The sequence below is a fragment of the Exiguobacterium sp. UBA5002 genome (genome assembly GCF_002396765.1).
GTDB lineage: Bacteria > Bacillota > Bacilli > Exiguobacteriales > Exiguobacteriaceae > Exiguobacterium_A.
This window is the reverse complement of record NZ_DGYQ01000001.1, coordinates 1-17,431: the sequence shown is the minus strand read 5'-3', so window position 1 is coordinate 17,431 and position 17,431 is coordinate 1. Positions and strand designations below refer to the sequence as shown.

Sequence of the window (17,431 nt, the reverse complement as noted above, 5' to 3'; positions counted from 1 at the left end):
TTGACAGGGAGCAGTTCACATTGCCTCGCTGACACGTTTTTCAACATATTAATTCCTCCTAATTTGCTTCTACATACTTGTTCGCCCTTTCCCATTAGATTCCTGTTACTAAAAAATCGTGCCTCCTGTTATACGGAGACACGATCCACTTACGACGCTACTTGCCATTTTTCTTTTAATTGCTCCATCTCTTCTTGACCTTCGTGCGATTGCATCCAGAGATTGAAGACATCAACAACATCTCCTTCCGACTCTCGAACGAGGTAACTCTTCTCCGCCGGAATCCATTTTTCTTGAATTCTTGGTGCCGCGAGTCGTTTGTCGAGTGCTTCATAATGAATCGCCTCGACCGTATCAGTGATCATGACATCGACTTCACCTGACGCAACCGCGTGCGGGATATCGAGGTTTTGTTCATACATGACGATATTCGCCTTCGTGAATGTCTTACGGACGAACTGTTCATTCGTTCCCCCTGGATTTAGTCCAATCGTCACGTCTGGACGATTGATTTGTTCGATTGAAGCAAGGCGTTTAGCATCTTCTTTACGGACGAGCGGTGTCTTTTGGAACGATAGATAACTCGATGTGAAGTCGCCGATGATCTCGCGCTCGATGTTCTTCGTCACGCCCCCGACGACCATATCAAATTTCCCGCTAGCAAGATCAGCAGATAGCGTTGGCCATGTCGTCGGAACGAACTCGACATCGATGCCGGTCGTCTTCGCGAATGAACGGATCACTTCGATATCGAACCCTTCGTACTCGTTCGTCTTCCGGTTCAAGTAGGTGAATGGTTTGTAGTCCCCGGTCGTTCCGACGATGATTTTTTTCGTCGCAAAGACGTTCTTCGCTTGTACACGTCGTGGTTGCTCCGCTTGCCATAGCGTCAATAAGCTCGCAAACAGGACGCCACCTCCGACGACGATCCATCCCCATTTACTCATGTGCTCCCGCTCCTTTCGCTCCGACCGTCTCACGCGTCGAGACGATGTTCCATTTTTTCTTTAGTTGTTCAACCTGTTCTTGCCCTTCTGCACTTTCAATCCATACTCGGAAAACGTCTCTAAGCTGTTTTTGATCCGGTTTCATCAAATACGCCATCTCAGCTGGTTCCCACGCCTCTGCCAGTTTCGGCACCGCAAGATCGAGTTCTGTCGCGTAATGCAACGCCTCGATGTCGTCCGTCACCATGACATCGACTTGTCCGCTTTTTACGGCTTTTGGAATGTACAAGTTGTTCTCAAAGACGGTCACATCTGCTTTCGGAAAATGCTTCTTCACGAACGCTTCGTTCGTGCCACCCGGATTGACGCCGATTTTGACTGCTGGATCATTGATTGCAGCGAGCGAATTCAAGCGTTCGACATCTTTCTTCTTTACGAGCGGTGCTTTTTGAAAGGAGAAATACGACGATGTAAAGTCTCCGACGACCTCGCGCTCGACTTTCTTCGTGATGCCACCGACAGCGATATCAAACTTGCCTGATTTCGTATCCTCCGATAATGTCGGCCATGTCGTTTTGACGAACGTCACGTCAAGATTTGCTGCTTTTGCGAACGCTTGGATGACATCGATATCAAAGCCTTGATAACGATTCCGTTCCTCGTTCCAATATGTAAAGGGCTTATAATCCCCCGTCGTCCCGACGACCAGCTTGTGGTCTTCGAAGATGTCATGTGCTTTGGCATCCGTCTGTTGATTCCAGATCATCCAAGCGGCAACGCCTGTCAAAACAAGTCCTGCCAGTAGCCATGGTTTCTTTCTCATCGTATCTCTCCTTTCTGTTTCGTCGTTGCCCATTCACCGAATATTGCTACAATTTAACCCAAATGATTTTCGGTGTGGGTAATAGTCATTATCCTACCACACTTACACGTGATTTCAAGATAATTTGATGATTTTATGCATAAAAGCGTTAAAAAGATGTTTTGATGACGGTTATAGTTCTACAAGTCGTCTCTCTTTACAGAATCCCCCCGTCTTTTCCATACTGAAACAGAATCATCAAATCGTGAAATGGAGGAATGGAACATGAGTCAGATTTTCATCATTGGTGCAAATGGTAAAGTAGGTCGTCACGCTGCTCGCTTACTGCAGGATTCGAAGCACGATGTCAAAGTAGGATTACGTTCCAAGGACCAGTTCAGTGATTTTGAGAAATTAGGTCATACCCCGGCCCATCTCGATCTTGAAGCGGACGTCGCGACGATCACTGATGCATTACAAGGATCAGATGTCGTCATCTTTACGGCAGGGTCCGGAGGTCACACGGGAGCCGACAAGACGATGCTAATCGATTTCGACGGTGCTGTCAAAGCGATTGAAGCAGCAGAAGCAATCAATGCAAAACAGTTCATCATGGTCAGTGCTTTGAATGCCGATTCGCCGGAAACATGGTCCAACAGCATGAAGCCGTATTACATTGCAAAACGCTACGCGGATCGTGTCCTGAAGGAATCGTCACTCAACTACACGATTCTTCGCCCAGGCAGACTATCGGATGAAGCCGGCACAGGAAACGTCACGACGGATCCGTCCGAACAAGCAACTAAAAAAATTCCCCGCGAGGATGTCGCACGCGTCATTTTGGCAGCAATCGGTCACGACAAGGCGTCGAAGCAAGTCGTCACACTACTCGAAGGTGACACACCAATCAACGAGTTATTCTAATACAAAAGCTCACGTCTCCATTTTCGAGACGTGAGCTTTTTATAAACAAAATCTAGTCTATTCATTAAAAGCAGGTGTGCACTTCTTACATAATGGTTAGAAATTCTTATATAACTCAGTTCAAGATTATGACAAACATTTTTTTATATGCTGATAGTTCTTGTTACCACCTGATAAGTTGCATACATCCGTAAATCCAAGGTTTTTCAAGACGTTTTGCGCAGCATTCCCCGTCACGCCTTTGTTGCAGTAGACGATCGTCGGTAACGTCGGATCCAGTTCCTTCGCGCGTGTCCGTAATTCACCGAGCGGGATATGAATCGCTCCATCAACATGATTTTTTTCAAATTGTGCTTTTGAGCGTGTATCAATGATTTGGAACGACTTCCCACTCGCGACTTGATCAATCAATTCGTTCGGCGTTATCAAGCGAGCCGTTTTTTTGATGGCATTATCGAGTGCCATTCCCGTATAGAGAACGGGATCCTTCGTCGTCGCAAACGGTGGTGCGTAGGCTAAGTCGAGATGGAATAAATCCTCTGCCTTCGCCTTAAAGGTGATCGCCGTCGCTAGGACATCAATCCGTTTGTCGACACCTTGCGGACCTACGATTTGGGCTCCGAGAACTCGCCCTGTTGCCCGATCGGCAATCGCTTTGATCGTCATCTCTTTCCCACCCATGTATTCCGGACGATCTGGTTTGATGTTATGCAAGACTTCGATGTCATAGCCTGACTCACGCGCTTCTTTTTCCGTCAAACCTGTTTGAGCGACCGTCAAATCGAATGCCTTGAAGATACCCGTCCCTAAGATCCCACGGTGCTCCGCTTCTTCTCCAGTAATGACCATGCCGGCAATCCGTCCCATCTTGTTCGCTGTTGACCCAAGCGGACGATAAAGTGCTTCACCCGTGATGACGGAGAAACTCTCTGCGACATCGCCGACTGCGTAGACATCGGCTACATTCGTTTGCATTTGACGGTTGACTGCGATCGCCCCTGTTTTACCGAGCTCCACACCGATCTGTTTCGCAAGATCGGTGTTCGGCTTGACGCCAACAGATAAAATGACAAGATCCGTCTCGATCGTTTTTCCACTCTCAAGCGCGACCTCAGAAATACGTTCTTCTCCGTTGAACGCTGTCACGGATTCGCCAAGCAAAAGGGATACCCCTCTATCTTTCAAATGATCCGCTACACGTTCTGCCATATCGCGATCAAGTGGCGGCATGACTTGCGGCAAGCGTTCGACGAGCGTGACTTGAATACCGCGATACGTCAATTGCTCTGCCATCTCGAGTCCGATGAACCCTCCACCGACGATCGTTGCCTTTTTCGGATCATGGGCATCAATATAGGACCGGATCGCGTCGGCATTACGGACATTTCGAACCGTAAAGACATTCTCATGCTCGATTCCCGGAAGTGGTGGAACGATACTTGAAGCACCGGTTGCCAGTACTAACGTATCATACGTGTCCGTGAATCGATCCCCTGTCAGGAGATTGACAATGGTAACTGTTTTTGTCGCATGATCAATCGATTCAACTTCGTGTTGTGTATGAATATCGATGTTATACCGTTTTTTAAAGAAAGCGGCATCTCGCGGTGTCAATTCATCAATGTCAGCGATTTCGCCACCAACGAAGTAGGGAATCCCACAACCTGAGTAAGAGATGTCCTGATCCCGATCATAAATCGTGATTTGCAACTCTTCACTGTTTCGACGTGCTTTTGCTCCTACTGATGTTCCCGCGGCCACTGAGCCAATAATCAATAATTTCATAACTGTTTCCTCCTAGAAATCAATAAAGTATCAAGCTGATATACAAGCCAAGTAATGTGATCGCAAGTGTCGGGATCGTCAGAATCGTTCCGATCTTAAAGTATTGACCCCAACCAATCTTCACGCCTTTCGTCCGAAGCACGTGCAACCAAAGCAATGTCGCTAGACTTCCGATCGGTGTGATCTTCGGTCCAAGATCAGATCCGATGACATTCGCATAGATGAGCGCCTCTCGAATCGTTCCGGTTGCCTGACTTAAATCAATCGCGAGCGCATCAATCATGACGGTCGGCATATTATTCATGATCGACGACAAGATGGCAGCCAAGAAGCCCATGCCAAAAGTTGCGGCTGCTAGATTCGTCGCAAATCCATCAATGATGTCGGCAAGAACTTGTGTCAACCCGGCATTTTGAAGTCCGTAGACAACGATATACATACCAAGTGAGAAGAAGACAATCGCCCACGGAGCACCACTGATGACTTTTTTCGTCGGTACGCTCGGTGAACGGCGTGCCATCAATAAGAAGAACAAGGCGATGATACCAGCGACAAGACTGACTGGAATGCCGACGATGTCACTCGTGAAGTATCCGACGACAAGCAAAATGAGGACGAACCATGAAAGCTTAAACATCCGTTGATCCTTGATCGCTGTCGCGGGTGCGACGAGCTGCACGACATCATAATTCTTCGGAATACTCTTTCGGAAATAGAGATACAAGACGATCAGACTGCCGATGACGGAAAAGAAATTAACAAATACCATCCGTGAAGCATACTCCGTAAAACCGATGTTAAAGAAGTCTGCTGAGACGATATTGACGAGGTTCGAGACGACGAACGGTAAACTTGCTGTATCGGCAATGAATCCGGAAGCGAATACGTAGGCTAACACGACATAATCCGGAAGTTTCAAGTGACGAACCATCGCGAGGACGATTGGTGTCAGAATCAAGGCTGCCCCATCGTTCGCAAATAAAGCCGCAACGACAGCACCGAGCAATGTCATATATACGAATAGTTTGACACCACCACCTCGTGCGATGCGTGCCATGTGGAGTGCCGCCCATTCGAAGAATCCAATCTCATCAAGAATCAATGAGATAATGATCAGAGCGATGAATGTAAAGGTGGCATTCCAGATGATGCCCCAGACAGTTGAAACATCATCGAGATTGACGACTCCCGTCAATAGCGCAACGAGCGCCATCCCCATCGCCGAGTAACCGATGCCGAGTCCTTTCGGTTGTTTGATGATTAAGAATAAGGTGATCAGAAAAATTCCGATCGCTAGTAAATGTGTACCGGTCAATGCGTTCACTTCATTTCTGTATTAAATTTCGAGTGGTTCTGTTAACGATTCGCCAATCTTGAACGTGTCATCAAGAATGGAATATCGTCTCGATTCCAATGCCTTGCTCGTGCTAATCCATTTCATCCACGGTGTGTGTCCTTAGCAACTTCTGTCCGGGATGTCCGGAGTGTCCATTTCTTCTAAAATCGTCAATAACAACTTGTGTTGCGGGTGATCTGGATTGATTCGAAAATAAATCCATTGTCGTTCACGTCGTTCCAAGATGAGATGGGACTGACGCAATAATTTTAGATGACGACTGACTGCCGGTTGCGAAATATCAAACATTTCGACGAAATCACAGACACAATGTTCCCGAACGTGTAGTCTTCGCAAAATTTCAAGACGTGTTCCATCGCTCAGTAGCTTTAAGAACTGACTCATCTCTTCTACCCGTTTTGCTGTCTCGATCACTGGAGAGTCCTCCTTTCTCTTAAACGTATAATCCATGCCTGATACAGGAGCGAAGTTATCTTTTTCGCTTTTCACATAACCATATTATTATATAACGTTTTTGTTATGCAATGATTTTTTCATAAATCGATCTCAAATAAAAAAATCGCCATCCCATTCGATGACGATTCTTCTTATATTCTTCATGCAACAACACGTTGTGCTTGTCGTTGCTCCCTCCAACTCAGCACTAAGCACGTTATGATAAAACTACCGAAACAAAGCAGGGATAAATGCAACACTTGGGTACCGATGGATCCATTCATGAATAACAATCGACTGAATCCAGCCACGGCATTCGGAACAGGTAGGAATGTTCCGAGCGATTGATAAAACGGTGCCAGCATCTTCGCCGGCACGATGTTTCCGGCAGTCATCAGCTGGAACGGAATCAATGCGACATTGACGAGAGGTGCAATCGGTCCAAATATCGCAAAGTTCATCTGCGTGACGGCGATACAGGTCGCTACGACGAGGAGCTCGAACGCCCACAGTTTGATGAATGGTGTCGTGATGTCCGTTAATACATGTGCCACGGAAACGAGCAGTAATGGAACGACCAAAAGAACGATCCCGTGCAACAGTTGGCGACTCCAAAATAGCGACCAGATCGAATGACGCTTACTTAAGATCGTACTGACAAGATTGAATTGAATCCCCATCGTCATCGTCGCGATATAGATGACGAACCCGAGGACGAGTGGCAGCATCGACAAGGCAAAATCCGAGACGGCATGCTCCGTGACGATCGATGTCGTAAACGTTGGCTCACCATTCAACTGTTTGCCGATCGTTTCCGTTGCCCGCTCGAGAATCGCATTCGCAAATTCGGCATTCGTCTGGCTGACGTGTGCCGTCAGTTGACGCGTTGCATCATCCTTTTGTAGAACGAGATCGACTTCATTGGCATCGAGTGCTTCCAATCCTTTCACTTCGGTCGAAAGTGCTTGGACCGTGAACGGTGCTTCCTTTAGTGATTTGACGAACGGGTCATTCACTTCGCCAACGACACCGACGTTCAATTGATCGAGCCGTTCCGTCGTTCCTTCGTAACCAGTCATCCAAACGACGAGGAACAAGAGCGGGACGACGATTGCGAAGACGAGCCCCACTTTCGTTTGTGTCATTGACCAGACATCTTTCCATGCTTTCATATTACAATCTCCTTTTACATGCATTACTTATAATATCATGTGCAACTATATGTCCGAAGGAAAACCATTCACGTCACATTCCGGTGAATGGTCTCAAGTATTTCCTTTAATTGCTCGATTTGCTCTCGCGAGAGTCCACGGAACGCTTCGAGTTGTAACTGATCAAGCTCTGGTCCGAGGCGATCGACGATATCGCGTCCTTCTCGTGTCATCAAGAGCAGAACCGCTCGTCGGTCCCGGGGGTCCGGCGTCCGAACGATCAGTTCTTTTTTACCGAGCTTATCGAGAATCTTACCAATCGTCGTTTGATCACGTTCTGTCACGAGTGCCAGCTGTTTTTGCGAAACACCATCTTGTTTAGCGAGTTCGCTCAGGACAGAAAACTGCTCTGGTGTCAGTCCGAACGCTTCCATCCGTTTAGCAGCAGCACGTTTGAACGCATAATAACTACGGGATAATTGCATGCCAAGCGACCATTCCGATTCTTTCATCCCATCATCTCCATATAGTTGCACTACTTATTATTTATTCACTATACCTGAAGAAGAACAAGTCCGTCAACGGTCTCATTTTGCCTGGCGTTGACGAATTCCATCGATATGCGCTTGTTGCGTGGCACGATCGACTTGTGAATGAACCCCGAGTTTCCCTGCAATCGTATCGACTTGACTCGGTGTCAACGGCTTTTCTGTCGCGAGTTGCTCGATCGTCTTACGTAAGACGTTTCGTTTCAAGACACGGACATGCGCTGAATCGACCGTGATTTTTTTGAGTTCGCAGCGTTCGCTGAAAACGATCAAGGAGTGAAAGAGTGCAGGATCCGTTCCTTCCAAGAAGCGTTGCATGCTTTTGAGATGCCCTTCATTTTGTTTGATCGGATTATAAAACCGTTGTTTGAAGCGATTCTGGAACTGCTGCGTCCACTGACGGTCCTGCTCGCGTCCAAAAATCCAGCCGCTGTAGTTTTTCGATTCGAGTACATAGATGCCACTTTCATGAATGAACGTCACATCGATTTCTGTCGTACCTTCACCGCGTGCACGTGGTAAGTATGTATTAAAGACATACGTGCCGTATCCGGACACTTGATCGAGTTGACGTGTCGTCAAGTACTCGCCCCATTTTCCTTTATCACGAACAATCCGTAAAAACGGCTCGCGTGTCAGTCGGTAATACCGGCTATTGTGATATGAACTTCGTTTGACGAAGAAGAACAAACCGAACGTTCCGAAGAAGAACAGCACCATGAGCAGTCCAACTTGAATCAAGAATGGCAAAAATGTCACTAACACATTGTCCACTAAATTAATCTCCCTTCCATATTAACCTTTATTTTCCACTATATCAGCATAATCAATTTCTGTATCATTTTCCACTATTTGTTACGGAGACTATCCTATGGTACGGTGAACTAAAGGAAGGTGTTCACTATGGATTCTGTCGTCACGTTCGCACCACTAATCGTCTTAATCTTCTTCTGGATGTCATTATCACAAAAAGCAGACGAAGCGAAACGCCGCCAACAAACGATTCTGAAGAAGCTACAACGGATCGAAGAGCACCTCGGTCTGAATGAGGTGTCACTAGAAGAAGCTGCGTTACAAGTCGAACTGGTTCAGTTGCTTCATGAAGGAAAGACGGTTGAAGCTGTCAAACGCGTTCGAGAGACGCTCGGATCGTCATTGCTCGAAGCAAAACAATACGTCGATCAACTAAAAAGCGAGCACGGAATATGATCAAAAAGACCATCTGACAGCGAAGTTCAGATGGTCTTTTTCAACTATGTATTCATATATATGCATCAAGTATCAACGAAGGAAATCTCATCTGTTCTGCATTACGGGGATCATATCGTTTCGAACGGAAAATCATACCGTCTGCGCCATCCCAGTCCGCTTGATGGAACAATCCCTTCTCATCAAAATATTCGAGAAATCGTACCTGAAATCCAGCTTTTTCGAATACGTTCCGTAACGTTTCGTACGTATAGACGATTTTGTGACTCGCTGCCGGATGGTCGACTGGACCGGGACCACCAACTTGGACGATTGATTGGTATGCCTCATCCCGAAAATAACCATCAGGCACCGCACAACGGACGTATCCTCCTGGCGCAAGGTATGTATAACAATGACATGCCGCGTCAATCCCTTCTTCGATCGTCAAGTGCTCCCAGACATGTTCCGCAAGAATCGCTTGCAACGTGTCGTTCGAACACAATCGTTCCCAATCGGACCGATTGAGCAGATTCAGTTCATCTTCCTGTGTATGATACCAACCGGGATTGTTGTGGTACGGTCCTGCTCCAATGACGATACGTTCTTTCATGTATCTTCTCTCCTTTCAGTTACGTTTTATCATTTCTTGTTTTCTGCGACCATCCCTGCTTTCGACAAAAAAATAGACGACGGAGAAACCGTCGTCTGTTGCTGTTAATCCCGCGCCGCAAGACGGTACAGGAGATCGAGTAATTCAATATAGAGCCAGATGATCGTCACGATCAATCCGAATGCTGCAACCCACTCCATCGATTTCGGCGCTCCTGCACGGACTTGTTGTGAGATGAAATCGAAGTCCATTACGAGTGACAAGGATGCGACGATGACGATGACGAACTGAACGCCGATCGCAACCGGCGAGCTACCTGTCATGAATGGGAGGTCGACACTAAATAACGCGAGAATCAAGTTGACCGCATACAAGACGAAAATCGAGAGAATCGCTGCTGTGACCGCAGAACGGAAACGTTGCGTCACTTTAATCATCCCCGTCGAGTAGACGAACCACATCGCAAACGCAACGACGAATGTCGCAACGACTGCTTTTCCAACGATTCCTGGGTACATACTTTCGAACATCAACGATAACGCTCCGACGGCGACACCTTCAACGATCGCATAAACCGGAGAAAGGACTGGAGCTGTTGCTGGTTTGAATGTGATGATCAAGGCAAGGATCAGACCGATGACGAATCCACCGATTAATGCCGGGAATAGGAACGCTTGGTTTTCTGCGAGGAAGAACCAACTGCCCCCTGCTGCTGCCGTGACGAGAGCGAGCATCAGGAAAATCTTGCTCATCGTCCCGCTTTTTGTCATTGGTCGCTCTCCGACACGTGCTGTATCGAATCCGCGACGCAATGCCGGGTTTACTTTAAAACGTGAAGCCATTGCTTTCACTCCTTTTTATGATTCTGTTTTCTACTACGAAGGTTTCCCGAAAAAGTTTCAAAATAACCATTGATCGAGCGCTTTTAATTGCAGCATGACGACTGGGATCGAGGCTTTCGCATCGATGCGGTACGATTTCGCTTGTCCGATCAGACCGGACGTGACGAAATCGGCACTTTCTAACGCTTCGCCGATCGGACCAAACGCGTCACTATCGATTTGGCGATGTCGGTAATGAATGAATCGTTCCGTCGTTCCCTCTTTGATTTTACAGCCATCCTCGACGTCCGGACGATTCAATCCGTATTCCGCGTAATGCCAGACGGTTGTCGTATCCCAAGGCGAACCGATATGCAGAATTTGACCGTCCGCCTCGATGAAGCGTTCAATCGGTGAACCGGGACCGAAGCCATTTTCTAATGTATGATCGGCAACGAATGTCGCCGCATCTTTCCCCCAGGCGGTCACGGACCACATCGGATGATCGCTTCGAACGACGCCGGGATACGTCCGGAAGACTTCCGGGACGCGCCCGATACCGCGTGTGACCGTTTTTGCCGGGTCATATGCCGGCATCTCCCGGCGGATCGTTTCCCACCATTCCTCGGGAACAGCCGGTTGGCTCCAGTTCTTCGGATCCGAATTATCGGTACTCTGCGCCGGCATCATGATCAACCCTTCCGTCGTGACGACTTCCTGTAGGGCCTCAATCAATGCTTGTACGCCGCCGGGAATCCAGCCGATTTGTTTGAGAGACGAATGGACGAACAATTTCATACCGGGCGTCACACCTAATTCGTGTAACGCCTCTTTGATTTGTGATTTTGTGACCATGTTTCGTGTTTCCATCGATCTTATCTCCTTACTCGACGACTAGTGCAATCGTCGACCCCGTTTTTCCTTGTTTGACTTCGATTTTTGCGTCAACTCGTGACTTCAGTTCCTGGACGTGACTGATGATTCCGACCATGCGACCGCTCGCTTGAATCGAGAGCAACGTCTCGATCGCTTGTTCGAGTGATTCCGGATCAAGCGTTCCGAATCCTTCATCGATAAACATCGTTTCAAGTGACACGCCACCACTTGCTTCTTGCACGACTTCTGACAATCCGAGCGCAAGCGCAAGTGATGCTTTGAAGCTTTCTCCACCGGACAACGTCTTGACGTGACGCGTTTGCGACGTGTACGCGTCAAAGACATTTAAATCTAGCCCATATTTCTTGAGTCCTTTTCCCGCCTCTGTTTTCCGTTCAAGCTGGAAACGACCAGATGTCATCTCGTGCAGATGCCGGTTTGCGGCGAACAATATTTCATCAAAATATGCCGTCTGGACGTACGTCTCGAACGTCATCCGTTGCGCATTCTCCCCGACACCAACGCGAGCGAGTTCGCCGATGACTCCGTATCTCGCATCCTCGTCCTCAATCTGGCGTTGCAAGCTTTCCCAAGCCGCGATCAATTGATCGATGTGTGCGCGTTCCTTCTCAAGCCCGACACGTCGGTCGGTCCGCTCCGTCAGTTCGAGCGACGACGTCTTCACATCCATCCGCAACTGTTCGAGATCCGGACGCACTTGACCTTCTGTCTTCAAACGGGCTTGTTCCTGCTTCAGCTTCAATTCCTGCCGCGCTAGACGGTCTTGTTCCAAACGTTCTTGGAGATGACGGAGTTCGTCACGCGACCGTCTCGCTTCAAGAAAAGCTTCAATCGTCGGAAACGCTTCTTCTGCCAAGACTGTGTGTAATGCGTTTTCGCGGTTCGTTAATCGGTCACTTTGTTCAGCAGATGCCTCAGTCAATTGACGGAATCGTCCTTGGTGTTCCGCGAAGTCACGATCGAGCTGTTCCTTCTCGCGTAACTGACGTTGTTTGTCTTGCTTGAACTGCTCGATACGTGTTTCTGCCTGTTGTTGTTCCTCACGGAGTGCTGGTAGCGATTTCGTGGACTCTCCTGATTGACTTAGGCGACCAGACAAGTGTGCCATTTCCGATTCGATGACGGTCCGATCTTTGATCATTGCATCGATTTTCAGTTGTAGCTGATCCATGGATTGCTCGAGTTGTTGCAGGCGAGTCTCAAGACGCGCTTTTTCCGTCTGTGCTGACGCTAATCGGGCTTCCGTCTGTTCGACTTCCCGAAGCTGTGCTGAAACATCTGCATGAGATGACTCGTTTTCACTCGTCTTTTGAATCTCGGTCATCAGTTGTCCGAGACGTTCGGCAACCGTTCGGTACGAGGCTTGTAACTCTTGATGCGCTTGTTGGGCTTCTAGGAACCGCTGTTGCGCTACATCGACGGATAGTTCCTTTACGACGGCGACAGCATGCTGTGGATGCGACGTACTGCCGCAGACTGGGCAAGCCGTCCCGTCTGTCAATCCTTTGGCAAGTTCAGCAGCGAGTTGTTCCCGTTCGTATCTACGCGCTTCTTCGTATTGGCGCGCTGCTGCCTCTTTTTGGTCCCGAACGCTTGTGCCGCGGACAATCAGCTGTTGCCGTTCTGCTTCCAATTTGTCATGTTCCGCCATCTTCGTCGCCAGCTGTTGCAGGATGAAGCGCCGTTCTTGCACCTTTAAGCGCTCTGCTCCAACGTTTTGCAATGGATGCAGTTGTTCTTGAACAGTCTTACGCTCCGTCCGTGCTTGTTCGAGTTGCTTCCGTAATGGCTCTGGGGCCAAAAGCTTCAAACGTTCTACTAGTTGTTGCTGTTGTTGTCGTAAAGCCGTTTCTGCTTCCAACCGTTCGCGTTCTTCTTGAATCTTTTCGAGGCGACGACTGAGTTGCTCGATCTGTGGTTCCTCCGCTAGCAATCGATCCACTTTTGCTTGCACGACCTCTTGTTGCTCTTTCAAGCGAGCGATGTGCTGTTCAGTTTCCTGTTTTCGATGCGTGAGTTGCGTCAATTGTTCTTGATCCTGTTGCCACTGGTCATAGATCGGTGCGACGATTTGAGCGCGTTCAGCTGCCATTGCTTCTTCTTGCATCTGTTTGATTTCCGGTAAGCGGTCCACTAGCAACTGTTCCGTCTGTTGAAGTCGCTCCCGCTCTTGGAAAACCGCTTCGAGTTGCTCGCCTTGTTGCAATTGTGTCGTTTTCTTCTCGACGATCGCACGGGTCTCTATTTCAGCTTGACGCGCCGCCGTTAACCATTCGTCCCGTTCCGTCGTCAATGCCTCCATCCGTAACCGGATGTCGCCTTCCGTCAACTCACTCCAGTTCGCTTGCAAAGGTAGTTCCTCAAGCTTGGCCCATTGTTTCGTCTTCGTTTCCTTGATGCGTGCCGCAAGATCGAGCGCTTGTCGGTGCAAACGTTGCTGGAACTCACCGTAGTGTTCCGTCTTAAACAGCTGCTTCAGAATCTGCAGTTTGTCTTTTGACTCTGCCATTAACAGTTCGCGGAACTTATTTTGCGGCAACAGGAGAATTTGCGAAAACTGTTTATGGTCGAGCTGAATCAGCTCTTGAACCCGTTGCTTGATTTCTGGAATTTTGACCGCGAGCGGTTTCCACGTCGTTCCGTCGAACCGAGCGAGCTCGGCTTCATGCGAGTAGCCGGTTTTATTGACCGGATGCGGTTGACTCGGTTGGCGGATGATCCGGTACCGTTCCCCTTTCAGCGTAAACTCCAGTTCAACTTCCGTCTTTTGCTCGGGCACGGCAAAATGACTTCGCAGTTCGCTCATTTCCCGTTCGCCGCCTGACGTCTCACCATACAGGGCGAACGTCAATGCGTCAAAGATCGTCGTTTTTCCTGCTCCGGTATTCCCGGAAATGACGAACATCGTCCGTCCGGCAAGTGCCGTGAAATCAATCGTCTCTTCACCAGCAAACGGTCCAAAGGCGCGTAATGTCAGTCGTTCTGGGCGCATGTCGCTTCCTCCTTCAGGACGGCTTGCATCGCTTCCGTCGGTTTCTTCTCACGGATCGCTTCGTAGAACTCACTGAATAGATCCGCAACGGATGCATCCTTGACTTGCTCCCGCGACGCCTTGACTGCCCGCGTACTCTCGCGGACGAATCCAATTCGCTCGAGGTGCAGGATATTCGGGTAGATTTTTTTCAGCTTGCCCATCGGATCCATCAAGGCTTCGCCGTCCGTTAGATTGATCTTTAGATAATCGTCCGTGTCTTGTGTCGCGACGAACGCCGGGTCTGTCAGCTCCGCGAGACTTCCGGTCAATTCCCGCAAGTCACGTTTCGGTGCAAGTGGTTCGAATCGGCGATCGAACGTACCCGCTTCGTTCAACGTCAACACATCGACCCCTTTGACATGATGGGCTTCCGAGAATGAATATTTCAAGAGCGATCCGCTGTAGCGAACCGTCTCGGATTGAATCGCAAGTGGATTATGCAGATGACCGAGTGCCGTATACGTAAACGGTGCAAACCGGCTTGCGCTAACTTGCCCTGCCGTTCCAACGGACAATTGCCGCTCCGAATCCGTCTCGAGTCCACCGATCACAAAGGCATGACCGACGAGGACACTCGGTCCGTCCGGACTACATCCAGCAAGGATCGTCCGCATCGCATCATCATGTGTCTTAATCGTTTCGTCCTTGTGCACGTACCGAACCGTCGCAGGATCCGCAAATGGCACCGGATAAAATGATACCCCTTTAATCGTGACCGGAGTAATGATCGGCGTTAGTTTTCCGACGAGATGCAGACCGGCCCGTTGGAGTAACGTCGTTCCAAAACTCAACCGTTCGGCTGAATCGTGATTTCCACTGATCGCAACGACCGGGATATCCCGGTCAAGGATCAAGGCAGCCAGTGTCTCGTCAAGCAGTTCGACGGCTTCCGTTGGTGGTACAGCGCGGTCGTATAAGTCACCCGCAATGACGATCGCATCCGGTTGTTCGCGGTCGACGAGTGTCAAAAAATCCGCTAAGACCGCCCGCTGGTTCTCGAGCATCGATTCGCCATGAACGATTTTGCCGAGATGCCAATCGGCAGTATGTATCCATTTCATCTTCATCACACTCACTTTTTGAATATAGTAGCTTAAGTGTAGCATGCAAGCGGTCGTTCTGCGACGAACATCCGTTTGGAACACAAAAAGCAGAAGGCGAATGCCTCCTGCTTTTTTCACTCTTGAGACGAATGTGTTATTTCGTCCGTTGTTTTCTAAAGCGTTGAACGGAACGAATCACAGAAACCGATCCGCCGATGATCGCACCGACACCGACAACGATGCCTGTCTTGAATTTTTTGCCCGATTGTTCTGATTTATGCGTTGCTTGATTGTGTTCAAAAAGTTGTTGGAGGGGCGACGACGTCTCGACTTCGAGAATTTTCGATGCATCCTGATGCACGTCTTCTCTACGTTCGACACTACAAGGTGACAGATAGAATGGGTTCAAGTTCGTCCGGTACCGATCCGGATTCCAGTTGGCTTGCTGAACAACTGCTTGGGCGTCTTCCGTCTGTGCTTGATCCTTGATTGGATCGAATTCTTGTTTCATCTGAATCACTCCTCTTCACGTTCAAAACTTGTAGACCGATTTATGTCTGAAGTCTTATTTACCTGTTTTTCAAACATTTAAAACATATATATTTAAAATTAGTTTTTAATGTTTTGTGAACGTTAGCCGAAATAGGCATGATAGAGCCGCTTCGCTTTGACGAGATCCGCCTCGCCATGAATCAGAACGCGTCCATCTCGGAAAGCGACCATCCGATGTTCGTCCGTCGTAAACGCCAGCAAATATGGATTATGAGCGGAAATCGCAGCGACCGGCTGGAGACGTTGTTTCAACTGTTCCAGATCCCGCTGTCCGTTTCCCCGGATTTGAACGGCATCCCGACCACACAGTGCCGTGAAATGAACCGTTTGATCCGATAAGTAAGGGTAGGACGGTTCGATGCCGCACGACGGGCACTCCGTTTGCTTCAGTGACTGGACGTTAATTTGTTGAAACGTATTCGACCAGACATCAAAAGCAAGCAAGCGCGTCCGCATGGCGTCCGTCTTTCCGCTCAACCACTTCAACGCTTCCGTCACTTGCAAGGAAGCGACCATCTGTACAGCTGGTCCGATGATCCCCGCCGTATCACACGTCTCCTGATCCCGTGGTAATTGATCGAGTAGACAATGCAGACACGGCGTCTCTCCGGGACGGACGGTGAACGTGATCCCATAACTGCCGACGCAGCCACCATAAATCCACGGAATCGAACGCATCAACGCCATGTCGTTCATTAGCAAGCGAATATCGAAATTGTCCGTTGCGTCGATGATCAAATCGATATCATCGAGAAGCCACGTCAGCGCTGCCCGGTCGACGTCTACTACATGCGCTTCGATCGTCACCGTCGAATTAATCGCTTCAAGCCGTGCTTTTGCGGCAATCGCTTTTGGTACGATGTGACGCGCATCGTCCTCGGTATAAAGCTGTTGTCGTTGTAGATTACTCCACTCGACATAATCGCGGTCGACGATTCGGACGACACCGACACCGGCGCGGACGAGTTGCTCTGCAGACGCCGTTCCGAGCGCTCCCATGCCGATGATCAGTATCTTCGCTGATGCCAAGCGTGCTTGTCCCGCTTCCCCGATCGGTTGAAATCGAGTTTGCCGTGAGTAACGGTTCATCGAATCAATCCACTCGTTGGACTACTCGCGACCGCATACTGTTTCTTCTCGATACGTCCCGCTTCGTATCCGAAACGTCCTGCTTCGACAGCTAGTCGCATTGCGTGCGCCATCTTGACCGGATCTTGAGCATGGGCGACAGCGGAGTTCAATAAGACACCATCCGCTCCCAGTTCCATCGCATAGGCGACGTCGGTCGGCGAGCCAATCCCGGCGTCGACGATGACCGGCACCGTCGTCTGCTC

The 17,431-nt window shown here is 49.0% G+C and carries 17 protein-coding genes and 1 pseudogene; 2 read left to right on the top strand and 16 right to left on the bottom strand.

The window, feature by feature from the left end:
• Positions 1-149: 149 nt before the first annotated feature.
• Entirely contained in the window at positions 150-947 is a 798-nt protein-coding gene (locus tag B4C70_RS00090; protein ID WP_214730008.1) for a transporter substrate-binding domain-containing protein, read from the bottom strand.
• The gene (locus B4C70_RS00085; protein WP_214730007.1) at positions 940-1,770 is read right to left on the bottom strand and encodes a transporter substrate-binding domain-containing protein; all 831 of its coding nucleotides are present in this window, start codon (positions 1,768-1,770) and stop codon (positions 940-942) included. The genes B4C70_RS00090 and B4C70_RS00085 overlap by 8 nt, the downstream gene beginning before the upstream one ends.
• 264 nt (positions 1,771-2,034) lie before the next feature.
• Between B4C70_RS00085 and B4C70_RS00080 the strand changes: the two genes are divergently transcribed.
• Positions 2,035-2,673, top strand: a complete 639-nt coding sequence (locus B4C70_RS00080; protein ID WP_290776171.1) for an SDR family oxidoreductase — start codon at positions 2,035-2,037, stop codon at positions 2,671-2,673.
• 126 nt (positions 2,674-2,799) lie between these two features.
• Here the strand turns inward: B4C70_RS00080 and B4C70_RS00075 are convergent, their stop codons facing one another.
• From B4C70_RS00075 to B4C70_RS00050, 6 genes are all read right to left on the bottom strand, one after another.
• The gene (locus B4C70_RS00075; protein WP_290776169.1) at positions 2,800-4,458 is read right to left on the bottom strand and encodes an FAD-dependent oxidoreductase; all 1,659 of its coding nucleotides are present in this window, start codon (positions 4,456-4,458) and stop codon (positions 2,800-2,802) included.
• 19 nt (positions 4,459-4,477) lie between these two features.
• Complete coding sequence (locus tag B4C70_RS00070) at positions 4,478-5,782, bottom strand: arsenic transporter (protein WP_290776167.1); 1,305 nt, start codon at positions 5,780-5,782, stop codon at positions 4,478-4,480.
• 132 nt (positions 5,783-5,914) lie between these two features.
• Positions 5,915-6,229, bottom strand: coding sequence for an ArsR/SmtB family transcription factor (locus tag B4C70_RS00065; protein ID WP_029341347.1), 315 nt, complete (start codon positions 6,227-6,229; stop codon positions 5,915-5,917).
• A gap of 182 nt (positions 6,230-6,411) precedes the next feature.
• Positions 6,412-7,422: a hypothetical protein gene (locus tag B4C70_RS00060; RefSeq protein WP_214730002.1), complete on the bottom strand. Its 1,011-nt coding sequence runs from the start codon at positions 7,420-7,422 to the stop codon at positions 6,412-6,414.
• Positions 7,423-7,490: 68 nt separating this feature from the next.
• Positions 7,491-7,913: a MarR family winged helix-turn-helix transcriptional regulator gene (locus tag B4C70_RS00055; protein WP_035397998.1), complete on the bottom strand. Its 423-nt coding sequence runs from the start codon at positions 7,911-7,913 to the stop codon at positions 7,491-7,493.
• A 75-nt stretch (positions 7,914-7,988) separates the two neighbouring features.
• Positions 7,989-8,723, bottom strand: coding sequence for a nuclease-related domain-containing protein (locus tag B4C70_RS00050; RefSeq protein WP_290776163.1), 735 nt, complete (start codon positions 8,721-8,723; stop codon positions 7,989-7,991).
• A 129-nt stretch (positions 8,724-8,852) separates the two neighbouring features.
• Between B4C70_RS00050 and B4C70_RS00045 the strand changes: the two genes are divergently transcribed.
• The gene (locus B4C70_RS00045; RefSeq protein ID WP_290776161.1) at positions 8,853-9,158 is read left to right on the top strand and encodes a hypothetical protein; all 306 of its coding nucleotides are present in this window, start codon (positions 8,853-8,855) and stop codon (positions 9,156-9,158) included.
• Positions 9,159-9,210: 52 nt separating this feature from the next.
• Here B4C70_RS00045 and B4C70_RS00040 read toward each other — a convergent pair whose 3' ends face one another.
• From B4C70_RS00040 to B4C70_RS00005, 8 genes and pseudogenes are all read right to left on the bottom strand, one after another.
• Positions 9,211-9,750: a class I SAM-dependent methyltransferase gene (locus B4C70_RS00040; RefSeq protein WP_290776159.1), complete on the bottom strand. Its 540-nt coding sequence runs from the start codon at positions 9,748-9,750 to the stop codon at positions 9,211-9,213.
• A gap of 104 nt (positions 9,751-9,854) precedes the next feature.
• Positions 9,855-10,592: a Bax inhibitor-1/YccA family protein gene (locus tag B4C70_RS00035; protein WP_029341341.1), complete on the bottom strand. Its 738-nt coding sequence runs from the start codon at positions 10,590-10,592 to the stop codon at positions 9,855-9,857.
• A 57-nt stretch (positions 10,593-10,649) separates the two neighbouring features.
• On the bottom strand, positions 10,650-11,441 hold the full coding sequence (locus B4C70_RS00030) for an aminoglycoside N(3)-acetyltransferase (RefSeq protein WP_290776155.1): 792 nt from the start codon (positions 11,439-11,441) through the stop codon (positions 10,650-10,652).
• A gap of 13 nt (positions 11,442-11,454) precedes the next feature.
• On the bottom strand, positions 11,455-14,460 hold the full coding sequence (locus tag B4C70_RS00025; RefSeq protein WP_290776153.1) for an AAA family ATPase: 3,006 nt from the start codon (positions 14,458-14,460) through the stop codon (positions 11,455-11,457).
• Positions 14,442-15,563 (bottom strand): exonuclease SbcCD subunit D, encoded by a 1,122-nt coding sequence (locus tag B4C70_RS00020; protein ID WP_290776151.1) that lies wholly within the window; start codon positions 15,561-15,563, stop codon positions 14,442-14,444. The genes B4C70_RS00025 and B4C70_RS00020 overlap by 19 nt, the downstream gene beginning before the upstream one ends.
• Before the next feature lie 136 nt (positions 15,564-15,699).
• The gene (locus tag B4C70_RS00015) at positions 15,700-16,056 is read right to left on the bottom strand and encodes a hypothetical protein (RefSeq protein WP_023467859.1); all 357 of its coding nucleotides are present in this window, start codon (positions 16,054-16,056) and stop codon (positions 15,700-15,702) included.
• Positions 16,057-16,178: 122 nt separating this feature from the next.
• Positions 16,179-17,186, bottom strand: a complete 1,008-nt coding sequence (locus B4C70_RS00010) for a ThiF family adenylyltransferase (RefSeq protein WP_290776148.1) — start codon at positions 17,184-17,186, stop codon at positions 16,179-16,181.
• Positions 17,183-17,431 (bottom strand): annotated as a pseudogene (locus B4C70_RS00005) (thiazole synthase); the annotation flags it as partial. The pseudogene B4C70_RS00005 and the gene B4C70_RS00010, both read right to left, overlap by 4 nt.

Coding starts and splice junctions, on each gene's coding strand:
- B4C70_RS00090 (WP_214730008.1), bottom strand. CDS start 947: ATGAGTAAATGGGGATGGATCGTCGTCGGAGGTGGCGTCCTGTTTGCG.
- B4C70_RS00085 (WP_214730007.1), bottom strand. CDS start 1,770: ATGAGAAAGAAACCATGGCTACTGGCAGGACTTGTTTTGACAGGCGTT.
- B4C70_RS00080 (WP_290776171.1), top strand. CDS start 2,035: ATGAGTCAGATTTTCATCATTGGTGCAAATGGTAAAGTAGGTCGTCAC.
- B4C70_RS00075 (WP_290776169.1), bottom strand. CDS start 4,458: ATGAAATTATTGATTATTGGCTCAGTGGCCGCGGGAACATCAGTAGGA.
- B4C70_RS00060 (WP_214730002.1), bottom strand. CDS start 7,422: ATGAAAGCATGGAAAGATGTCTGGTCAATGACACAAACGAAAGTGGGG.
- B4C70_RS00055 (WP_035397998.1), bottom strand. CDS start 7,913: ATGAAAGAATCGGAATGGTCGCTTGGCATGCAATTATCCCGTAGTTAT.
- B4C70_RS00045 (WP_290776161.1), top strand. CDS start 8,853: ATGGATTCTGTCGTCACGTTCGCACCACTAATCGTCTTAATCTTCTTC.
- B4C70_RS00040 (WP_290776159.1), bottom strand. CDS start 9,750: ATGAAAGAACGTATCGTCATTGGAGCAGGACCGTACCACAACAATCCC.
- B4C70_RS00035 (WP_029341341.1), bottom strand. CDS start 10,592: ATGGCTTCACGTTTTAAAGTAAACCCGGCATTGCGTCGCGGATTCGAT.
- B4C70_RS00030 (WP_290776155.1), bottom strand. CDS start 11,441: ATGGAAACACGAAACATGGTCACAAAATCACAAATCAAAGAGGCGTTA.
- B4C70_RS00025 (WP_290776153.1), bottom strand. CDS start 14,460: ATGCGCCCAGAACGACTGACATTACGCGCCTTTGGACCGTTTGCTGGT.
- B4C70_RS00020 (WP_290776151.1), bottom strand. CDS start 15,563: ATGAAATGGATACATACTGCCGATTGGCATCTCGGCAAAATCGTTCAT.
- B4C70_RS00015 (WP_023467859.1), bottom strand. CDS start 16,056: ATGAAACAAGAATTCGATCCAATCAAGGATCAAGCACAGACGGAAGAC.
- B4C70_RS00010 (WP_290776148.1), bottom strand. CDS start 17,186: ATGAACCGTTACTCACGGCAAACTCGATTTCAACCGATCGGGGAAGCG.